Origin of the sequence: Lysinibacillus sp. NPDC094403, assembly GCF_050278745.1 — a bacterium.
Classification (GTDB): Bacteria; Bacillota; Bacilli; order Bacillales_A; family Planococcaceae; genus Lysinibacillus.
In genome coordinates this window covers 268154-284891 of record NZ_JBNNTL010000004.1, presented here as the reverse complement: position 1 = coordinate 284891, position 16738 = coordinate 268154, and the positions used below count along the sequence as shown (strand labels likewise).

At 34.1% G+C, this 16738-nt stretch carries 19 protein-coding genes; 6 read left to right on the top strand and 13 right to left on the bottom strand.

Going from position 1 to position 16738, the window contains the following annotated elements; genetic code table 11:
• Window positions 1-171: IS3 family transposase (locus ACQKMV_RS09925; RefSeq protein ID WP_427503704.1), on the top strand; the 171-nt coding region annotated here is incomplete at its 5' end.
• Window positions 172-282: 111 nt separating this feature from the next.
• On the opposite strand, the gene ACQKMV_RS09920 is transcribed toward ACQKMV_RS09925, so the two are convergent.
• The 8 genes from ACQKMV_RS09920 to ACQKMV_RS09885 all read right to left on the bottom strand — a co-directional run bounded on the left by ACQKMV_RS09920 (window position 283) and on the right by ACQKMV_RS09885 (window position 7845).
• Window positions 283-1041 carry an ABC transporter ATP-binding protein gene (locus ACQKMV_RS09920; RefSeq protein ID WP_427503693.1) on the bottom strand — a complete coding sequence of 253 codons (759 nt, stop codon included), beginning with the start codon at window positions 1039-1041 and terminating at the stop codon, window positions 283-285.
• A 246-nt stretch (window positions 1042-1287) separates the two neighbouring features.
• Window positions 1288-1773, bottom strand: a complete 486-nt coding sequence (locus ACQKMV_RS09915; protein ID WP_427503691.1) for a DinB family protein — start codon at window positions 1771-1773, stop codon at window positions 1288-1290.
• Window positions 1774-1847: 74 nt separating this feature from the next.
• On the bottom strand, window positions 1848-3287 hold the full coding sequence (locus ACQKMV_RS09910; RefSeq protein ID WP_427503689.1) for an ATP-binding protein: 1440 nt from the start codon (window positions 3285-3287) through the stop codon (window positions 1848-1850).
• Window positions 3288-3295: 8 nt separating this feature from the next.
• Window positions 3296-4006 carry a response regulator transcription factor gene (locus ACQKMV_RS09905; protein WP_427503688.1) on the bottom strand — a complete coding sequence of 237 codons (711 nt, stop codon included), beginning with the start codon at window positions 4004-4006 and terminating at the stop codon, window positions 3296-3298.
• 23 nt (window positions 4007-4029) lie between these two features.
• Window positions 4030-4737 (bottom strand): ABC transporter permease, encoded by a 708-nt coding sequence (locus tag ACQKMV_RS09900; protein ID WP_427503687.1) that lies wholly within the window; start codon window positions 4735-4737, stop codon window positions 4030-4032.
• Window positions 4738-4755: 18 nt separating this feature from the next.
• A complete protein-coding gene (locus ACQKMV_RS09895; protein WP_427503703.1) occupies window positions 4756-5622 on the bottom strand; it encodes an ABC transporter ATP-binding protein in 867 nt (288 codons plus the stop codon).
• A gap of 481 nt (window positions 5623-6103) precedes the next feature.
• The gene (locus ACQKMV_RS09890) at window positions 6104-7120 is read right to left on the bottom strand and encodes an ABC transporter permease (RefSeq protein ID WP_427503685.1); all 1017 of its coding nucleotides are present in this window, start codon (window positions 7118-7120) and stop codon (window positions 6104-6106) included.
• Window positions 7117-7845 (bottom strand): ABC transporter ATP-binding protein, encoded by a 729-nt coding sequence (locus tag ACQKMV_RS09885; protein ID WP_427503684.1) that lies wholly within the window; start codon window positions 7843-7845, stop codon window positions 7117-7119. The genes ACQKMV_RS09890 and ACQKMV_RS09885 overlap by 4 nt, the downstream gene beginning before the upstream one ends.
• A gap of 389 nt (window positions 7846-8234) precedes the next feature.
• Between ACQKMV_RS09885 and ACQKMV_RS09880 the strand changes: the two genes are divergently transcribed.
• Complete coding sequence (locus ACQKMV_RS09880; RefSeq protein WP_427503682.1) at window positions 8235-8834, top strand: TetR/AcrR family transcriptional regulator; 600 nt, start codon at window positions 8235-8237, stop codon at window positions 8832-8834.
• A gap of 59 nt (window positions 8835-8893) precedes the next feature.
• Here the strand turns inward: ACQKMV_RS09880 and ACQKMV_RS09875 are convergent, their stop codons facing one another.
• From ACQKMV_RS09875 to ACQKMV_RS09865, 3 genes are all read right to left on the bottom strand, one after another.
• Window positions 8894-9691, bottom strand: coding sequence for an ABC transporter permease (locus ACQKMV_RS09875; RefSeq protein ID WP_427425350.1), 798 nt, complete (start codon window positions 9689-9691; stop codon window positions 8894-8896).
• Complete coding sequence (locus ACQKMV_RS09870) at window positions 9688-10575, bottom strand: ABC transporter ATP-binding protein (protein WP_427503701.1); 888 nt, start codon at window positions 10573-10575, stop codon at window positions 9688-9690. Before ACQKMV_RS09870 ends, ACQKMV_RS09875 begins: the two co-directional genes overlap by 4 nt.
• A 165-nt stretch (window positions 10576-10740) precedes the next feature.
• Window positions 10741-11640, bottom strand: a complete 900-nt coding sequence (locus tag ACQKMV_RS09865; RefSeq protein WP_427503681.1) for a hypothetical protein — start codon at window positions 11638-11640, stop codon at window positions 10741-10743.
• A gap of 233 nt (window positions 11641-11873) precedes the next feature.
• On the opposite strand from ACQKMV_RS09865, the gene ACQKMV_RS09860 reads away from it, so the two are divergent.
• The 4 genes from ACQKMV_RS09860 to ACQKMV_RS09845 all read left to right on the top strand — a co-directional run bounded on the left by ACQKMV_RS09860 (window position 11874) and on the right by ACQKMV_RS09845 (window position 15395).
• The gene (locus tag ACQKMV_RS09860; protein WP_427503680.1) at window positions 11874-12446 is read left to right on the top strand and encodes a class I SAM-dependent methyltransferase; all 573 of its coding nucleotides are present in this window, start codon (window positions 11874-11876) and stop codon (window positions 12444-12446) included.
• Window positions 12446-13060: a DedA family protein gene (locus ACQKMV_RS09855; RefSeq protein WP_427503678.1), complete on the top strand. Its 615-nt coding sequence runs from the start codon at window positions 12446-12448 to the stop codon at window positions 13058-13060. The genes ACQKMV_RS09860 and ACQKMV_RS09855 overlap by 1 nt, the downstream gene beginning before the upstream one ends.
• Window positions 13061-13192: 132 nt before the next feature.
• Window positions 13193-13894: a response regulator transcription factor gene (locus tag ACQKMV_RS09850; RefSeq protein ID WP_427503677.1), complete on the top strand. Its 702-nt coding sequence runs from the start codon at window positions 13193-13195 to the stop codon at window positions 13892-13894.
• Window positions 13878-15395: an ATP-binding protein gene (locus tag ACQKMV_RS09845; protein WP_427503676.1), complete on the top strand. Its 1518-nt coding sequence runs from the start codon at window positions 13878-13880 to the stop codon at window positions 15393-15395. Before ACQKMV_RS09850 ends, ACQKMV_RS09845 begins: the two co-directional genes overlap by 17 nt.
• Before the next feature lie 33 nt (window positions 15396-15428).
• Here ACQKMV_RS09845 and ACQKMV_RS09840 read toward each other — a convergent pair whose 3' ends face one another.
• Window positions 15429-15737, bottom strand: a complete 309-nt coding sequence (locus tag ACQKMV_RS09840) for a hypothetical protein (RefSeq protein WP_427503675.1) — start codon at window positions 15735-15737, stop codon at window positions 15429-15431.
• Window positions 15738-15808: 71 nt separating this feature from the next.
• The gene (locus ACQKMV_RS09835) at window positions 15809-16687 is read right to left on the bottom strand and encodes a LysR family transcriptional regulator (RefSeq protein ID WP_427503674.1); all 879 of its coding nucleotides are present in this window, start codon (window positions 16685-16687) and stop codon (window positions 15809-15811) included.
• Window positions 16688-16738 lie beyond the last annotated feature (51 nt).

Here is a 16738-nt window from a genome sequence, read left to right as displayed (position 1 = left end):
TCATTTTTCGGTCATTTTAAAGACGAAGTAGACTTTAGCTCCTTGAAGACACTTGAGGAACTAAAAGCGAAAATCAATCACTATATGGTCTATTATAATAATTATCGTTATCAATGGAATCTAAAAAGGATGGCTCCTGTACAATACAGAAACCATCTCTTAGCTGCTTAATCTCTTTTTTTAGTTTGTCCTTGACTTGGGTACCACATTAGCTAATAGTACATTTTGTATTTTTCTTTTCTTGATATGTGCAAAACAAAGAGTAATAATTGCGTGCATTTTTTACTCCTTTCCCGCGACAAAAGAAAATATAATATGTTCACGTTCTTGTATGCTAGCATCATCGTATTGATCGAAGTTTAAAATACCTCCAATTTTTCCATCCTGAATGATAATAAGCCGATTAGCACGACAGGCAGCTTTTATATCATGTGTAATCATTACTACAGACTGACCCTTTTTGTTTATATCCGTTAAAATATCTAGGACAGCTACACCATGATCATAATTTAAACTACCAGTTGGTTCATCTGCAAACAGAATTTCTGGGTCATTGACTAATGCTCTAGCAATAGCAGCTCTTTGTTGTTGTCCACCAGAGGTTTGCGAAGGTAAACGATTTCGTTGCTTTTCAAGCCCCATTTTATTTAATAGCATATCCGCTTTTTTTATCACATCTTTTTTAGGATATTTTGCAATATATCCTGGGAGGGTGATGTTTTCTAGCAATGTCATATCCGGGACGAGATTACTACTTTGATAAACATATCCAATTTTTTTAGAGCGAAATGTAGCTAACTGCTGTTCGGTAAATGTATCCAGCCTTTCTCCATGAAAATAAACTTCACCAGTCGTAATGGAATCAAGACCACTTAAAAGATAAAGCAGTGTCGATTTACCCGAACCGGAGTTTCCCATAATGACTGTAAAATCTCCTTTATATATTTCAATATTAATATTTTTTATTGCATGAAATTGCTCACTCCCTGTGGAATATGTCTTACATAGATTTTGAGCACGAATAAGTACTTCTTTATCCACGAGAATACCTCCTTCAAATGTATTACTTTTAGTGTAAGGGGGAATTATTATAAGGTCCTTATTAAATTATTAATAAATTCTTACAACATATTTGTAGATTTGAAAATAATATATTATCCCGTATTAACAGCCCGTAAAAAGTGATTGGTGGAGAACTAATAATCAGTAGGAATAACACAGCGAAATTTTATATAAAAACAAAAATAAGCTTTGGATATAAGATGATGTCCAAAGCTCTTTCATAAATTATTTTGTCTTTACCTGCTCAATTTTTAATCCGAAAATTTGAGGCGGTTCAATCTTGTTCATTTGTAAATATGTAGAGATTTGTCCGCGGTGATGGATTTCATGCTCGGGAATCGACATAAGTATTCTCCAAGCACTTACTTCATGACCATGAAGGGTTAAAACCTTTTTTGACAACAAACCGTTACCAATTTTCAATAGCCCCTCTGTTAATTTAGTTTGACATGATTCTAAATAATTTGAAATATCCTCAAGAGTAGCCCCCTTACTAGTATCATGTCCTGCGTACGTCCACGAGCTGTGTTCAAATATTCCGAGGAACATCAAACGAGCCGATGCAATATGTCGCAATAATTCACCTATAGAAAATTTATCTTCTGAGGGCTTCCAATCTAAAAGTTCATCAGGTATTGCCTTCATATATTGCATCGTTCGTTTATGAACACCATCTAAATATTTTACATATTCCCCTATGTCTTGAATCATGTCTGAACTCTCCAATCTTTTCTGACTTTCATTACTTATATTCTTAATTTTTTGAAATTATCCTCTTGAGAAATTTAAATAATAGGAAGGGTTAATGTAAATGTTGTTCCTACATTTTGCTTACTTTTAAATGAAATGGAACCATTGTGAGCTTCCATAATATGCTTGCAAATAGATAATCCGAGTCCGGCTCCTTCATTTTTAACAGCAGTTTCACCTGTAGCTTGAATACCTCTGAAATAGCGTTCGAAAATAAAAGGCATATCCTCAGGTAGCATTCCATTACCATTATCTATGACATTAATGTTTAGTAATTGATTTTCTATATTGATAGAAACTGTTATTGAATCACCTTTAGTAGTATGCTTTAGTGCGTTCGTAATAAGGTTTGAAAGTACCTGTTCAAGTCGATGCTCATCTACTTGAGTAAGTACATTAGGGATAGACTCTGGCTCTATAAAATGAATGCCGGCCGTTTGGACGTAATGACGAATTGGATACAAAATATTCGTAAAAACATCTTTGCTATATTGCTCTGTTAAGTTAACTGGGATATGTCCAAGCTCTTTCAAAGTATGAATAAATAAATCATTAATTAATCTGGACATTTTTTCAGTATTTGTTTGCATGATTTGGATATACGACATAAGCGAATCCATATCAGGACAAATTCCCTCAGAAATAGCATCTAAATAAGCTTTTATTGTTGTTAGAGGAGTTCTTACTTCATGCGAAATACTAGAAATAAGCTTTTTTTGATTTTCTTCTTGTTCATCACGTTGTATAGTAAGATTTTTTATTTCTAAGCGCATTTGATCAAACACTGCATACAATTCACCGATTTCATTTGCCCGCGAATATACAGTATTTTGTTCATAATTTCCTTTAACAATTTCTTCGGTATTTTTTTTCAAATGATTTAAAGGAAGTAAGATCTCCTTGTTAGACTTCCTTACAATGTACAAGGCAAGCAATATAACTAAAAAACATAAAAAACCACTGAGAAATAAAATAACAAAGTTGCTAGGGCTAGACTTTTTTGCTGGTAAGAGTTCATCTTGATCAATGGTGAAAATAGCGTTACCTAGTTGTTCATTCGTACTACTAATTATTGGAAATGCGATTTTAATGATCCCCGGTTGTTGTTGAGACGTAAATAAATCATAATGTAAATCCTCTTTTAAGTTGATAAACTTTGACATGTCTCCTTGGATTGAATTAAAAATAACTTTCCCATCTAATCGAACAACAGTAATATCTATCTCTTCGCTATTGCTCATTTCTTGTAGGGAATTGCGTAAATTTGGATTCTGCTCAATACTTGTATAATGGTCTTCTATGTACAATAATAGTTCATTTACTTTTAAACGAATTTGATTGATGACGTATTTATTTTGTGGTTCCTCATTGCGATTAAAATTTGTGAAAAATAGTGTGAGGAAACAAATAAACAATAGTAAAACACAGATTAGTGTCGACCATAACCATTTCTTCATCCAATTTTTTAAGTACATTGTGCCTCCTACGAATGATTTTGAGTAGTAAACTTATAGCCAACGCCCCAAACAGTTTGAATATAAAAAGGACAAGATGGATCGTTTTCAACTTTTTCGCGTAGACGTCTAATGTAAACGGTTATCGTATTTTCATCACCATATGTCTCATAGCCCCAAATAGCATCGAGTAACTGATTTTTAGAGAAAACTTGATTACGATTTTTCATTAGAAAAAATAGTAGATCAAATTCTTTAGCTGATAGAGGAACGTGCTTTTTATGACGTGAAAAAGTATATTCATTTTTATTGATTTCCATATGATCGATTTGAATAATATCCATCTGGCTCACATTTTCCTGTAGCCATCTATTCTGTTTTCGTAAATGGGCATTTATTCTTGCTACAAGCTCACTTAAAGAAAAGGGCTTTGTCATATAATCATCTGCACCGAATCCCAAGCCAAGAACTTTATCGGTGTCACTGTTACGGGCGCTTAAAATTAGTATAGCAACATTACTATTTTCACGAATTTGACGACATAATTCGATACCATCGCAATCCGGGAGAGAAAGGTCAAGAATGATGAAGTCTGGATAGGTTGCCTTCATATATTGGATTGCCTCATGACCAGTATTAACGATGTGAGGGTCAAAATGGTTGACGCTTAAGTAGTCCTTTAAGATATTTGCAATAGCACTTTCATCTTCTATAATTAGCACCTTGGCTTTGTTAACCATAAGAACGCTCCTTCTTTAGAAATTTATCTCCTTTTTCGATTCGAAAGGAGGAAGAACAATATTATGACTAAGATTGCATAGAGGAAAATCCAAACAAATTGCCAATAAAAAATGTTCGGTATTGACGTTATAGAATCTTCCGAACTCATCATTTCCAGTGAAAGACGGACAGGTGGAAGCAGCCAAACTAGTCCCTTGATTTGAAGAATTGTCTCTTTTAAAGTAGCGATAACGACAGAAACAATTAAGATACCAAGTACACCCCACCAAGTATTTTGCTTGTTTTTAACGAGTTCTCTAGTAAATATAGCTGAAAGTGCGATAGCTAGTACAGATAAACTAAAATGAGAGAGGAATCCAAGTAATTGATGTATAAATCTTGGTTTTTCTCCAAAGGCGCCAATGAGAGTAGGGTAGATTACTGATACACAGCTTAAGAATAAACCAATTAGTACACAAATCATAAAAATTGCTAAATTGTATTGTGTTCGACTTTTTGCATGAAGAGTTGTAATTACTTTTTGTCCTTCATCTTCTGCGTGAAATAGTGTAACTGTAAACCATCCCATTAGAAAAAAGAGAATAATAGCTGTAAACGAATAGCTATTTAAAATTGGATTCGGTGTAAAGGTATAGTTTACAACAAGACATAAAACGAAAATTGAAAAAGGTGGAACATATTGATAGGTTCTTAAATAATTGATAAATTGATAGCGCAATAAACTAGTCATGGTAGCGTCTATTCCTCCTTAAAAATGGGTATAAAATTGTTCCTCCTTCTGATTGATTGGGATTAATTGTTTAATAGAGGCTTTTTTCTGTAGGAGATCTAATAATACCTGATCTGTATCTTCGGCCTTAATAATGGCAATTATCTTATGAGAACCATTATTTAAAAGGGATTGTTGTTGAATTTCAAGAAAAGGTAGTAGGTTATCTAATAATTTCATGCTTGAAATTTCGAACATTAATTTATTTTGTGGTATATCTTTTTTATTTAATGTATCAGCTAGAATAACCTTATTACTTTGAATAACAAGAACTGTATCAACAAGATGCTGCAGTAATTTTGTTTCATGACATGTTAAAACAATACTTAACCCTTTGTCCTTTAAAATAGAGAGGGTTTCTTCTAAATCGCTCTGTGCCTTGGAATCGAGTCCTGATAATGGTTCATCTAAGATTAGCAGATCTGTGTCTTCAAGCATTGCCTGCATAATCATAACCTTTTGCTTCATACCCTTAGAAAAGTTAACAATCCGAATGTTCCGAGCTTCTTGTAAATGAAATAATTCAAGTAAGTCATTTATTCTTTGCTGTAGTTGTTTTTTTGTCATACCTCGAATGCTGCCCATATGATAAAGATATTCTTCAGGTGTAAACAAAATATGTGAAGGTGTTACTTCTGGCACATAGCCAATTTTTAAAGATTGTCGATGTTTTACTATAGAACCACTGTCAGCATCGACTAATTCCGCAATAATTTTAAGAAGGGTACTCTTACCTGACCCATTCTTTCCTACAAGAGCTATAATTTGATTGGCACAAATAGCAAATGTAGCATTCTCTAATATTTTCTTACCTCTATACTGTTTAGAGATGTTCTGGATTTCCATAATCGTATTCATCATTACACACCTTTATTTTACGATTTCTTATTCTAAATCACTGTTATTTTTATATATGTATACTTACGGTTCATCACCAAAAGTTGTGGGTGACATTTTTTAAGACGTAGGCTTTGTATATAAGTTGATTGGAGTGGAGACTGGGCGACTCCTTGGGGATCAGCGTCACAGATGAGACCCTGGAGCGAGCTCTGCGAGTGAAGCGGCTCATCGGACGCCCCCAGGAAGCTTTGCTCTGTGCGAAAGCGTAGTGCTAACGTAGCGGCAGCGACAAAGCGCCCAGTCGGAACGGAAATCAACCACACGTTATGGAGATGATCCATACTTCTGATGTACAAAGTCCAAGACCAGTAACTGTAAATTTAGTATAGATGAATATTTGTTCTATTGCTAATAGAAATTGGTGTAATTTTCTATTTTTGGTTAGTTTATAAAAAGGGTCTGCCCAATGTTGAGCAGACCCTTTTGATTATAATGAGCGATATTTTTTTAGACCTACAATATTTAATGTAATAAATACAAGAGCAAAGCAAGCAAGAATCACTAAGTCCACTAGAATTTCACTAAAGGAATATCCTTTATACATAACCCCATTCAACGCGTCAGCGGCATAGTATAGTGGCATAATACGACCAATATTTTGCAACCACTCCACCATATTATCAAGTGGGAAAATACCAGAAAAGAAAATTTGCGGTACAATGACAAGCGGGATAAATTGCATCATTTGAAACTCTGAAGCAGCAAAACTTGATAAAAGAGCTCCTAAAGATAATGAAACAAGTGCTACTAAAATATTGATCAGCAGAACGAGCCAAATCGAGCCAACGTGCACGATATCAAGGACATAAATCCCGAATAGAACAATAATAATCGTTTGAATAAATGCAAACAATCCATATCCAATCATATAGCCAGCAACAATTTCAGAACGTTTAATCGGCGTCGCTAGTAAACGCTCTAGTGTTCCTGAAGTTCGTTCTTTTAACAACGCTATACCTGTAATTAAAAAGACGAAGAAGAAAACAAAGAAGCCTGTCAGCATCGGGCTAAAAATATCAAAAATGGCGGTATTTTCATCACCATATACGTATTCAGTCGTCAACTTCATCATTGAAGATTGTTCTGGCTGCAAAACCTGAGAAAGCTTCATCTTTAAAGCCTTAGCTGTAGACGGATCATCATTTAATAATGTGAGCTTCAATTGAGTTTGATGAAAAGCTAACCAGCCATCATATTTTTCTTCTTTTAAACTAGCAGCAGTAAAATCATTGTTCTCGATAACATGAAAATCCGCCTCTTCAAGCTTTTCAATTAGTGATGCAGGACCATTTGATACTACGATTGTCATTTCAGACTCATTACTATTAAAAACAAAATACATTAACGTAAGCACAAGAAGTGGTGCCAAAAATAATAAGGCAAGTGTACGTTTATCGCGTCTCATTTGTTGCATAATTCTTGTAACAACTGCGCCGATTCTCATAGCACCTCACCTCCAGCCTTTAAAAACACTTCATCAAAATCTTTTGCCTGATAATGAGCTTTTAAATCATCTGGTGTTCCATACGCGATGATATGACCATTGCGTAGCATAGCCAACTGGTCACAGCGCTCTGCTTCATCCATTGCATGTGTCGTTACTAAAATTGTTTTATGCTCATCGTTTTTTAAACGAATTAACTCCTGCCAAATTTCTTTTTTTAATACTGGATCAATACCAACAGTTGGCTCATCTAAAATCAGCAGCTTTGGATTTTGGATAAGAGCAATTGCAAGGGATAATCTCCGTTTCATCCCTCCAGAATAATTCAATACCTTACTATTTAAATCATCCGTTAAATGAACAAGGCTTGCAGCATAATTTACACGCTCAGCACGCTCTTTTTTTGATAATCGATAAAGCTTAGCAAAAAAATGAAGGTTTTCTTCACCGGTTAAATCCAAATACAGTGCATCAGATTGTGCCATATAGCCGATATCCGTCAGTAATTGCTTATGAGGGACGATAAAATCTAATACTTGAATATTGCCGTTATCGGGTTTGATCATTCCCATGATCATTTTAATTAACGTCGTTTTCCCACAGCCTGAAGGACCAAGTAAGCCAATAAGCTGTCCCTGTGGGATTTCTAAGGAAAGCGGGGCAATTACTTGTTTTTGATGAAACTTTTTTTCAATGGAGTTTAGTGAAATTGCATTGTTTCCCATATTTCCATCTCTCCTTTACTAAACACAGTGTTGATACTTGAAATTTTAAGGTAGTGTATTAGGAATTACAATAAACAGATAAATAAAAAGTGTTAAGTGATTTTGGATTACTTCGTTTTGAGGCTTGATGGACCTACCTTAAACAAAAGTGAGGTAAATGCTAACAACTACCAGAATCGTACTGTTTATATAATTTGAAGGTTAGGGAATTGATTGAGATGTTTATTTCCAAATCCTGTAGGGAAATAAATAAAGAAGAATGCCGATAAATAAGGTAATGCCTGTGATTACTAACACTATTTTGACCTTGTTGTGATCATGAAAGTAACCATATAACAAGATCGCTAAATCCAAATCGGAATAAAGTGATAATAAAATGGGGGTTCTAAATGTCCATTCACGATATTATGAATTTTGAAACAAAACAAGCTATAAAAAATGCATTACTTATACAAATAGAGGAAGTGGGCTTTGAACGAGTAACAGTAAAAAATCTAGCTATTACTGCAAACATAAATCGAGGAACTTTTTATTTACATTATAAGGATAAATATGAAGTGATGGAGGATTTACAGAGGGGATTATTAGATGAACTTGAAAGCTATGTAAAAAACGTTCAACCACTAGAAGCATTTCACACGATAAAAATAGGTCAACTTTATCAACCATTTATAGCAATGTTTAAATATATTAAAGAGCATGCAACAGCCTTTCGAGTTATTTTAGGGGAGCAGGGGAGCCCCGCCTTTAGTAAGAGGATGAAGAAAGTTTTTAGTAATCATATATTGGACAGAATTTCTGTTATTCGAGAAGAAGGACTTGACCCAGAGTTTCAACAATATTTCGAAGCTTTTTTAAGTTCTGCGATTTTAGGTGTTATTCAAGAGTGGCTAGACAGTGGAGATGAGAGTTTAAACGTGGATGAGTTAGCAATGATTCATTTTCGGTTATTGCGTTTCCTTGGTGATTTGGCATCTTTGCAGCAATGATATTTATATTTCTAAATCTAAGAATCTGCTTGCTCCAAGAAAGCAAGCAGATTTTCACGTTACAAATACAAATCACGTTTAATAAAAATACGAATAGCCAGCATATAGCAAAGCATCCCGATTAAAAATAATGCCCCTAGCATCCAAATAGACGAGCTATCTTGAGTCATTAATTTTTCAGGTGCAAACAATGAGTAGATGGTGAAGTACTGTAACTTTCCTAAAGCACCACCCATATTACTAAGCGCCTGAATTAAATAAAATAGAATAGGAATTCCTGTACTATACGCATAAGAGGTTCTTAAATCCTTACTACTGCAGGATACAAAAAAGCAGTATCCACTAATGGCAAAGTGTAAGAAAAAAAGACCGATATTTAAAGTCAAAAAAGCACTTATATCCAATTCATTTGGAAATAGAATCTCTGAAAATATAACTGCAACCAAAGTTGTTATAGAGAGCAGAATAAAAATGCTAGCAATTAAAAAAAATGCTTGCGTGAAAACAATTTTAAAACGTGTATTCGGTGTCGCGATTAAGTATGCCATGGAGCCATTATCGATATAGCCCATAATTAGTTTATTTGCCAACATAATGATGAAAACTAACGGCAGAATGAGTAATAAAAATCCATACAAATAGGTTGATAGAAATTCAATTAACGTATTACCTATGTTACTCATGCCAAATGCTGACATCAATTCAGGCATTGTTTCGGTAAGCTTATTAAGAGTATTACTCATTTCAGGGTTATACATATAAACAATACTAATGATATAGAGCATTAATACAGCGAGTATAATACTAAAAAGTTTAACAGTAGCAAGAACCTCATGTTTCAGCAAAGTAAAGTTCATGATTCATTACCTCCTCTTTCGTAATAATGCATGAATATATCTTCAAGTGATTGTGAAATTATATCGAGGTCATTAATTTTATAGTCTGCTAGTGTATGAAGTAATGTTTGGACATTACCCTGAACTTTTATAATTGCTTGAGTTGGGCCAATCTGTTCAATTTTAAGTTGCTCTCCTAAGAAACGAGACAGCTCTTGCTCGCTTTGAAATTCAATTAAAAACTTTTTAGATTTTTGTTTTTTTAAGTTAGCAATTGTTTCAGTTGCTACAATTTTCCCAGCGTTAATTATCGCTACACGGTCACAAGTTTTCTCAATTTCTTCAATCATATGAGAGGACATGAATATGGTCGTTCCTTTTTCTTTTTCAGCTAAAATAAAGTCTATAAACTTTGTTTGGATAAGAGGATCTAATCCACTTGTCGGTTCATCTAGAATGACTATCTCTGGATTATGCATAAATGCGCAAATGAGACCAACTTTTTGCTTCATACCCTTTGACATTTTCTTAATAAGCCCAGTGGCATTTAACTCAAAGTATTGCATGAGATCATTAGCTCTTGTTAAATCATGTAACCCTCGCATTTGGGCAATAAATTTGATAAATTGTAGTCCAGTCATTTTATCGATAAATGCAATTTCACCAGGTAAATATCCTACAAATTTTTGAATTTCAGCCGTAGATTGTCGACAATCCAACCCTTTTATGAAACACTGTCCTTCTGTGGGCTGTAAGAAGCCCATTAAATGACGTATTGTTGTAGATTTACCAGCACCATTTGGACCTAAAAATCCAAACACTTCACCTTTTTCGATTTGTAGGTTCACATTCTGTACGCTATAAAAATCCCCAAACATTTTAGTTAAATTATTGACCTCGATCATTGGCATACAATTCACCCCTTCGACTGTTCTTTATAATGATTATAAGTCTAATTTTCAAAAAATAAATTACAATAAAAAAGAACATGAATGGCTTCTTTAAAAAGACTCATTCATGTTCTTTGGTTAGTGATTATAACTTTACATGTAGTATCAGCTTGAAGATATTTATTCCCCATAATAATTATTTAGTGCTACTTCTAAACGTTCCTCTAGGTGCTTCGAAATATAGTTCAACACAAATTGCTCCTTTTCCATCTCAATTTGAGAGGAACGGAAAGTTTTTCTGAAAAATCCTGCCTTATTTTCCACCGCAAATTGCTGTAATGCTTCTGTTCGTAATGTCGACACTATTTCATTTTCAATATGACGCTCACGAATTTTTTGAACAATATCCTTTACGCTACGCTCTTGCAGTTCTGAAATTTGTTTTTGTAGATTTTCATTTTCGTGTTTAAGTTCAGCTGTTTCTTTTTGAATTTTTTCTACTTGAAGATTTGATTCTGAGGATACTAATTGAATTTTTTGTGCGAGAAAATCTTGATTTATCGTTACTTGTAATACTTCACGTTCTTCATTTGGGAAAATATTGAAAAGTCCTGTTTGTATCATTTGCTGAAGAACATTCCCAAGAACATCAACTTTATTAACTAAATCATCAGAACCCATAGTTGTTGCAGTTATTTGATGTTTGATGAGCTGACCGTTGTCATCTATCCCTAGTAAAAGTTTTAAACCTTTAACGCGGTATTCATCTTTTAATAGTAAAATCATGCGAAGTCTTAAAATGGCAGGGAGGTTCAAGCGAATATTGGTGTTTGGGCTATTCGTAGCATTATCAAAAATATACTGTTCAAATGGTTTAATGTAATAGCGAAGCATCGCATCCGTTATTTCAAACCAACCTGCGACTTCTGAAGTAGAATAATAATTTGCTACCTCAATATGTGCTAAATATCCGTCATTGTAAAGTATTTCCTCTAAAGACGAGTTTTGTATTACTACGAACAATGGGTCATGTTGCACAATTTCGAGTACCATATCTTTTGCATCAGTTAGTTTAAGCATCCTTTCACACCCCACTTTATTTTTCCGTTCAGTATTAAATGTTTTCTATATAGGTTTCTATTCTACTGGAAGCAATTGTATGACTATTTTGTGTAGGAAATAATTATTAGAACCAATGACATGCAAACCTTTTCTGACTCTTAAGAAAAATTTAAGAAATCTCCTCGGAAATCTTTAAGGAATGCTCTTTATAGTAAAAGTATACAAATAATCATTGATCGGGGAGAAAATATATGCAATTTATAACGTTCCTTGCTGAATTTATAAAACATCCAAAAACTATAGGTGCGATTTCACCAAGTTCTAAAAAATTAGCAGAAAAAATGGTCGAAACAATTTGTTTTGAAAATGCCCAATGCATTGTTGAACTAGGCCCAGGTACAGGTTCATTTACGAAAGAATTAATGAAAAGAAAAGAGCAGTCAACAAAGTTAATTCTTATTGAAAATAATGAGATTTTTTGTGAAAAGCTACGTAAACAATTTGAACAAGAGCCGAGTGTAATCGTTATACATGGATCTGCTGAGAATTTATGCATGTATATGTCAGCGTTGAATATCGAAAAAATTGACTATGTCGTATCTGGGTTACCTTTTACCTCTCTGAATCCTGCCATCTCCTCATGTATTTTAAGAAATGTAAGGGATTGCTTAAAGGACGGAAAATTTATTACATTCCAATATTCACTTGTTAGGAAATCCTTTATTCAAAAATATTTTGAGGATATTTCACATGAAAAAGTGTGGATAAACATTCCACCTGCCTATGTGCTAAGTTGCAAACTTGGAAATGTGAGGGCTAGTTAATGGGGTTACAGGATCTTTTATCATATATCGAGCAATACGGTTATTTTGCTTTATTTTTCAGCTTATGGTTAGGCATCGTAGGTATGCCTCTTCCTGATGAGCTGATCGTTATGAGTGGTGGATTTCTGTCGTCATTAGAAAAAATGAGTGTGTTGAAAGCTTTTGTAATAACTTATCTTGGCGCGGTTTCAGGACTTTCCTTAGGATTCATCCTTGGTAAAGTGTTTGGTCATAAAATACTTGATAAATTGATGAAAAAGAAAAAGGCTAAATATTTATTAAAGTCAAAAGAACTAATAGATAGGTATGGTCATTTTGCTTTAGTTATAAGCTATTTCATACCAATTGTGAGACATATACTTCCATACGTAGTAGGTATGAACAACATGTCATTTAAAAAATACGCTTTGTATTACTACACAGCAGGTTTTGTTTGGACATTGATTTACTTTACACTTGGTTTATTTTTCGGGAAAAATATGGAGTACATTTCCACACTTGCTACAAGATATGGTATATATTTTGGCGTTTTCGTTGGAATTGTAGGATGTCTCTATTATTTTTTATATACGAAAAATAAAAAAATAGTTAAAATTAGGAACTATAATTATTGATAGGAAGTATATTGCAGGAATAGGGTGATTTTAGTGGAGACTGGACGCCACCCAGCCGGAAAATCAACTCCACGTTATGGTGTTGATTAATATACCTGATACTTTAATATAATTTGAAATTGGTGGGATTAGATGACTAAAGAAACAATACTTATAGTTGATGATGAGAAAGAGATTAGAAATCTTATTGCTATTTATTTAAAAAATGAAGGTTACGATGTTCTAGAAGCAAGTGATGGAGAGGAAGGCTTAAGTCTTTTAAAGAAGCATAAAGTACATTTAATTGTCCTAGATATTATGATGCCTAACGTGGATGGTATTGAAATGTGTATGAAGGTAAGGGAAATAGCTGAGATGCCAATTATCATGCTGTCAGCAAAGTCTCAGGATATGGATAAAATCGTTGGACTAACTTTAGGGGCAGATGATTACGTAACAAAGCCCTTTAACCCATTAGAGCTAATTGCGCGTATAAAATCTCAGCTTCGTAGATATATCAAAATGAATCGTTTAGATATGATGGACGAGAATGAGATAGAAATTGGTGATATGCGAATCAATACAGACACACATGAAGTAATCGTCAACAATGAAAAAGTGAAGCTTACGCCAAGGGAGTTTTCAATTCTTGAATTATTTGCAAGAAATCAAGGCATTGTGATGAGCGCTGAGCAAATTTATGAAAAGGTTTGGAAGGAAGAGGCTATACAGTCTGAAAACACGGTAATGGTACATATTCGTAAAATTCGAGAAAGAATTGAGACAAATCCAAGAAATCCTCAATATATTAAAACAGTATGGGGAGTAGGTTATAAAATTGAGAAAGATCATTAAGCCATTTAAATACTTACTAAGCAAACTTAAATTATTTATAGTGAATGCCATTACAAAAGTTCGGGAAAGTATTAGAATTCAACTTTTAACAACCTTTATCCTTTGTGCATTTCTTGGTTTACTTGTTGCACGATTTACTCTACCGTATGTTGGGAATCCAACACCTACCATTGACTACAGTGGAGATATGCAGAAAATAAATTTTCAAGCAAAGCAAGCGGCAGATTTGGCTGTTAGTGAAAATAGTGTCGAAACTATACTGCAAATGATTGAAGCAGAAAATGAAAAACTGAAATTGACAGAGTATGCGCTGAAAGTGTTAGTTACCGATGAGCACGGGAAAGTTTTGTATAAAACAAAGCAAGCGGAAGAGGAACAAATTGATGTACATAATAAGATTCGTCATGTAATGGATTTTGCAATCAATAATCCACTCTATAATTTTAATTATGATATACCTGCAGTCGAGCAATCTCATAAAGAAATTATTGCCTTTTATCCAATAACTATAGAAGATAAAAATTTATATTTGTTTGTCAGTGGTATTCCAACAGGCGTACTTATTAAAAGCATTACGGAGGGTCCTTTTCCCGTATTAATTGGACTTGCTGTTTTTGCCCTGTCATTCTTTTATTTAACGAAACGAAAAATGAAACAAATAGAGGTGTTGGCGGAGGGGGTTAAGGAAATCGCAAAAGGAGATTTAACTTACCGAATTGAAAAAAAGGGGATAGATGAAATAGCTTTACTAACAGAGAACGTCAATCATATGGCCGAAGCCATTATGACGAATATAGAGATGGAACGAAGGATTGAAAAACAAAAAAATGAATTAATTACCAACGTTTCGCACGACCTACGAACACCACTAACTTCGATTATGGGCTATTTACGATTGTTAAGAGATGAGAGGTACGACACGAAGGAGCAATATGATGAGTATTTAAAAATTGCTTTCTCAAAATCCGAACAGTTAAAAAACCTAATTGATGATTTATTTGAATATACGAAGCTAACGAATGAAAGTATTATCCTTGGGCAACAAGATGTATGTATCAATGAACTGCTGGATCAGTTAATCGAGGAGTTGATTCCTCAAGCGGAGGAAAACCATCGTACATTCAATAAAAATTTCTCGGAGGAGCGGATCTTTGCTACAGTAGATTCTGAAAAAATTGTCAGGGTTTTTGATAATTTATTAATGAATGCAATTAAATATAGTACAGGTGATGGTGAGATTTTTGTTTCTCTTGAAAGAAAAGAAGGTAATGTTCAAATCTGTGTCGCAAATGAAAGTAATGAATTTACATCTGAAGAGTTAACGAGCTTATTTGATCGTTTTTATAAAAAAGATCAATCTAGAACAAGTGTAGCGGAAGGTTCAGGACTTGGACTTGCTATTGCTAAAAGCATTGTAGAACTACATAGTGGTAAAATTGACGCGAAGTATACGGATGGAATGTTGCAGTTTATCATCGAACTGCCTGTTACAGCTTTATAAAAAAAGGTAGCATTAGAGCAATGCTACCTTTTTTTATGGGCGAATTAAATGCTCAATAGTGAGAATATGATTGGCATTAGAGAGGGGGAGGCTCTTTTGTAAGTGCATTAAAATATTTTTGTCTTTAATAATAATTTGAATTTCTGTATAGCTATATTGTTTTTGGACTTCTTGAACATATTCTGTAATTTTCAATAAATGATGTGGGTTTTTTATTTCTACTTCTACAAAAAAGGGCAGCGTTAATTGATGTAAACTTAAGCAACCGCGACGAATCCAAATCGCCTCATTGACGTAATAACGGATAGGTAATTGACGATTACTCGCGATAAATAAGTCCATTTATTTCTCCTTTTTTATATCTTGATGTTAATAGTGATGGATAGAACCATCAAAATGATGGACAGCCTTCTTTAAATCGAAGAATATTTGTACGCATCAATCGTCTCTAGAAAATATTTTAGCGCAGGTGATTGTACTTCGTCATTGCGATAAATAAACCAAGTTGGGATTTGAGCTTGCTTTGTTGCTAGTATGTGCAGCGACAGTGACTGAATATCCATATATTTTTGAGCGATTGCACGTGGCAGTAATGTTACACCTAGCCCAGCAGCAACGCAGCCAATGATTCCATCGAGGGTGCCAAATTCCATACGCTTTTGTGGTTGCACACCGTCTTCACGTAACCAATGCTCCCAAATAGCTCTATATGAGCAACCATGAGGAAAAGTAATAAATGTGCTGTCCTCTAAATCTCGTTGGCTATCAATTCGTTTATGCTTGCTAGATGTGATGATAACAAGCTCCTCACAAACAAATTCCTTCGCAAGGATATTTTCTTTATAAACGGGTCCATTTACAAATGCACCATCTAATTCATAGTTTTCTAGCCGTTCGATATTTTGTTGAGATGGACTCGTCAATATAGTGATATCCACCTGATTATAGGCTTTATGGAAAGTAGTTAACAGGGTAGGTAAATGCAGTGCCGCAGTCGTTTCCATTGAACCAATTCGTAAAAGTCCTCTATTTTCCTCTGTATCCTGAAGTATTTCAAAGGATTTTTCATAGAGATATAGCATTTTTAATACCATTTCATAAAACTGTTCTCCCTTTGGTGTCAATCGGATACCTCGATGTCCTCGATAAAAAAAGGTTGTTTGATACATGGCCTCAAGATTTTGTATTTTCATAGAGATGTTGGATTGGGTGTAATTAAGCTCTACAGCAGCCTTGGAGAAGCTACCTGTTTGTACGACTGTCCGAAAAATTAAGAGATCATTAATATTCATATATTCCCTCCAGCCATCAATTTATTTGATATCTATTATAACGAATTCGTG

Bases quoted from the DNA above. Each gene is read 5' to 3' on its own strand.
- ACQKMV_RS09915 (WP_427503691.1), bottom strand. From the start codon at position 1,773: ATGATTCAAGACATAGGGGAATATGTAAAATATTTAGATGGTGTTCAT.
- ACQKMV_RS09910 (WP_427503689.1), bottom strand. From the start codon at position 3,287: ATGTACTTAAAAAATTGGATGAAGAAATGGTTATGGTCGACACTAATC.
- ACQKMV_RS09905 (WP_427503688.1), bottom strand. From the start codon at position 4,006: ATGGTTAACAAAGCCAAGGTGCTAATTATAGAAGATGAAAGTGCTATT.
- ACQKMV_RS09900 (WP_427503687.1), bottom strand. From the start codon at position 4,737: ATGACTAGTTTATTGCGCTATCAATTTATCAATTATTTAAGAACCTAT.
- ACQKMV_RS09895 (WP_427503703.1), bottom strand. From the start codon at position 5,622: ATGGAAATCCAGAACATCTCTAAACAGTATAGAGGTAAGAAAATATTA.
- ACQKMV_RS09890 (WP_427503685.1), bottom strand. From the start codon at position 7,120: ATGAGAATCGGCGCAGTTGTTACAAGAATTATGCAACAAATGAGACGC.
- ACQKMV_RS09885 (WP_427503684.1), bottom strand. From the start codon at position 7,845: ATGGGAAACAATGCAATTTCACTAAACTCCATTGAAAAAAAGTTTCAT.
- ACQKMV_RS09880 (WP_427503682.1), top strand. From the start codon at position 8,235: ATGTCCATTCACGATATTATGAATTTTGAAACAAAACAAGCTATAAAA.
- ACQKMV_RS09875 (WP_427425350.1), bottom strand. From the start codon at position 9,691: ATGAACTTTACTTTGCTGAAACATGAGGTTCTTGCTACTGTTAAACTT.
- ACQKMV_RS09870 (WP_427503701.1), bottom strand. From the start codon at position 10,575: ATGATCGAGGTCAATAATTTAACTAAAATGTTTGGGGATTTTTATAGC.
- ACQKMV_RS09865 (WP_427503681.1), bottom strand. From the start codon at position 11,640: ATGCTTAAACTAACTGATGCAAAAGATATGGTACTCGAAATTGTGCAA.
- ACQKMV_RS09860 (WP_427503680.1), top strand. From the start codon at position 11,874: ATGCAATTTATAACGTTCCTTGCTGAATTTATAAAACATCCAAAAACT.
- ACQKMV_RS09855 (WP_427503678.1), top strand. From the start codon at position 12,446: ATGGGGTTACAGGATCTTTTATCATATATCGAGCAATACGGTTATTTT.
- ACQKMV_RS09850 (WP_427503677.1), top strand. From the start codon at position 13,193: ATGACTAAAGAAACAATACTTATAGTTGATGATGAGAAAGAGATTAGA.
- ACQKMV_RS09840 (WP_427503675.1), bottom strand. From the start codon at position 15,737: ATGGACTTATTTATCGCGAGTAATCGTCAATTACCTATCCGTTATTAC.
- ACQKMV_RS09835 (WP_427503674.1), bottom strand. From the start codon at position 16,687: ATGAATATTAATGATCTCTTAATTTTTCGGACAGTCGTACAAACAGGT.